1 pseudogene is annotated in these 582 nt (G+C 48.8%); it reads right to left on the minus strand.

Annotated features, from left to right (window positions below):
- Positions 1-582: pseudogene (locus tag ACLRGG_RS21035) on the minus strand (transposase family protein); the annotation flags it as partial.

Consider the following 582-nt stretch of genomic DNA (forward strand, 5'->3'; position numbering starts at 1 on the left):
AAATCCACCTCAATCGCCAGCGCTTCCCGATTAAAGTCATCGATAACATTCAGTAAACGAACAGAACGTCCATCCGATAGCTGATCATGCATGAAATCCATCGACCAGCATTCGTTACCACTTTTAGGCACCGCCAGTGGCTCAGGTTTATCCCGTTTCAGTCGTTTTTTCGGCTTGATCCGCATGTTAAGCGACAACCCGCAATAAATCCGGTACACCCTTTTATGGTTAAACCGGAAACCTTTTACGTTACGCAGATACAGAAAACACAGGCCAAATCCCCAATTACGCTGACTGTCAGTGATACGGAGCAGCCAGTCGGCGATGACGTCATTTTCTTCATTTCGTTGCGGCTGGTAGCGATAACAACTTTCGCTGACAACAAACAGCCGGCAGGCAAAGCGCACGCTGACGTTTCGGCTCCTGACGGCTTCTTGCGCCATCTGCTTTCGACGCGATGGCTTCACCACTTTTTTGCCATGGCTTCCTGAATAATTTCGGCCTTGAGACGCTCTTCAGCATACATTTTTTTGAGGCGACGGTTTTCCTCTTCCAGTTCTTTGAGGCGGGTCATCATGGAAG

Source organism: Erwinia sp. PPS120, assembly GCF_047918655.1.
Classification (GTDB): domain Bacteria; phylum Pseudomonadota; class Gammaproteobacteria; order Enterobacterales; family Enterobacteriaceae; genus Erwinia; species Erwinia tasmaniensis_A.